Annotated in this window: 2 protein-coding genes; both read right to left on the bottom strand. The window is 57.0% G+C overall.

Annotated elements, in window-relative coordinates; all coding sequences use genetic code 11:
• Positions 1 to 223 precede the first annotated feature (223 nt).
• Positions 224 to 913, bottom strand: coding sequence for an IS21-like element helper ATPase IstB (istB, locus tag GSQ76_RS28350; RefSeq protein ID WP_158747441.1), 690 nt, complete (start codon positions 911 to 913; stop codon positions 224 to 226).
• A 53-nt stretch (positions 914 to 966) separates the two neighbouring features.
• The gene (locus GSQ76_RS28355; protein ID WP_158747442.1) at positions 967 to 1,539 is read right to left on the bottom strand and encodes a KilA-N domain-containing protein; all 573 of its coding nucleotides are present in this window, start codon (positions 1,537 to 1,539) and stop codon (positions 967 to 969) included.
• Positions 1,540 to 1,813: the final 274 nt, after the last annotated feature.

Consider the following 1,813-nt stretch of genomic DNA (forward strand, 5'->3'; position numbering starts at 1 on the left):
GCCATCGCAACGCCATCAGATGTGAGAACACAGCAGCGAAAAGGCGCCGGAAGGCAAATGAGCGCCAACCAACCCGAGGTGGACATGCTGGAGGCGCAAATGTTGAATTGCGTCAGGAACTGACCCGGGTTTTGCATTGAGATCTGACCCGCCTCGTTTCATATTCCGCCGGGTTTGATGAGGGTCAAGACACGGGCTTTTCCTTTCGTGTTTTGGCGGTTGCCTAACTGGCCTTGAGGCGGAAGCTGTCATTGCCGGTTTCGATGATGTGGCAGTGGTGGGTGAGCCGATCGAGTAAGGCCGTGGTCATCTTGGTGTCGCCGAAGACCCCCGCCCATTCGCTGAAGCTCAGATTTGTGGTGATCACCACACTGGTCCGCTCGTAGAGCTTGCTGAGCAGGTGGAACAACAAGGCGCCGCCGGAGGCGCTGAACGGCAGGTAGCCAAGTTCGTCGAGGATCATGATGTCCAGGCGGCCCAGTCGATCGGAGAGCTGCCCGACCTTGCCCTGCGTCTTCTCTTGCTCAAGGGCATTGACCAGTTCGACGGTGGAGAAGAACCGCACCTTCTTACGATGATGCTCGACCGCCTGAACGCCAATCGCTGTGGCGACATGGGTCTTGCCAGTGCCAGGACCGCCAAGAAGAACCAAGTTATGGGCGTTGTCGATAAAGTCGCATCGGTGAAGCTGCCGAACGAGAGCCTCGTTGATCTCGCTGGAGGTAAAGTCGAAGCCGGTCAGGTCCTTATAAGCCGGGAAGCGCGCTGCTTTGATCTGATAGGCGATGGAGCGGACTTCCCGTTCGGCAAGTTCGGCCTTCAGCAATTGCGCCAGGATCGGCACCGCGCTCTGGAAGGCCGGCGATCCCTGATCGATGAGGTCCTCGACGGCCTGGGAAGACCGGTCGCACATGGGTCAATTCTAAATGCAAATATCCCACTAAACGGGTCAGTTCTCAGCGCAACTCAACAGTCTCGGCGTTTGCCCGTGAGGATGTCCTGCGTGGAGCTGATGAGGAACATCAGATCTGCGGCGTGTCGATCTGCAGTGTCGAATCGGCGAATCAAAAACTGGAACCGGCTTTCGAGGAACCGGAACAGGGCCTCTCCGCCTTTCGGGGATGCGAGACCGGGCTGTTCCATAACTGTCCGGATGACGCTGTTGCACCAGAGGTGGAAGGGTGGCGAGAGATACCGGGCATAGGCCAGCGCGAGCTGCCAATGAGCCCAAGTGGCGCCGCCCTTGCCCCGACCAGCGACAACAAGGCCGTCCTGGAGCGGGTCCATAATGTCGTCCTGGCCTACATTTAGACCAGACGACGCGGTCGTGTTGCCGACGGTGTGGATCCGGACGAACTTGCGAAAATGCGCTGTCTCGTCGAGTGCAAGCCACAATGATGGACGTCGAGCAGACTGACCGCCTGCCGCGCGCCACATGTCCGTCAGATTGAGCATGGAGCCACGCTTGCGGATGACAGTGCCTTCGTAGGCCAACTTGTCACCCGCGGATTGCGAGCTTTGTTTGTAGTTGTGGACCATCTGAGTCTCCATAGGTCTGGGTTCTAGCCTTGCTGAAGGGCCTTCTTCGGTCGGCTTGAAGCTACCGAGCCACAGACTAAGACAGGGCAATGATCACATTACCGATGCACGCCACCGGTAGTTGATATATAGGAATTTGCTATTGTGAATACAAGTAATCAAGAGATTCGATTTCAATATTAGTAATCATGCTCGCCAAGAACACGATACCACGCAGAACTGTGCACGCTTAGAGGGTGTTATGCACTCCGCATGAGGTCGGCGGCCTGCCTGA

The sequence above is a fragment of the Acidisphaera sp. L21 genome, assembly GCF_009765685.1.
In the GTDB taxonomy this organism is placed as follows: Bacteria; Pseudomonadota; Alphaproteobacteria; order Acetobacterales; family Acetobacteraceae; genus LMUY01.

What these genes read in the sequence shown, in the direction of transcription:
- istB (WP_158747441.1), bottom strand. Translation starts at nt 913, where the DNA reads ATGTGCGACCGGTCTTCCCAGGCCGTCGAGGACCTCATCGATCAGGGA.
- GSQ76_RS28355 (WP_158747442.1), bottom strand. Translation starts at nt 1,539, where the DNA reads ATGGTCCACAACTACAAACAAAGCTCGCAATCCGCGGGTGACAAGTTG.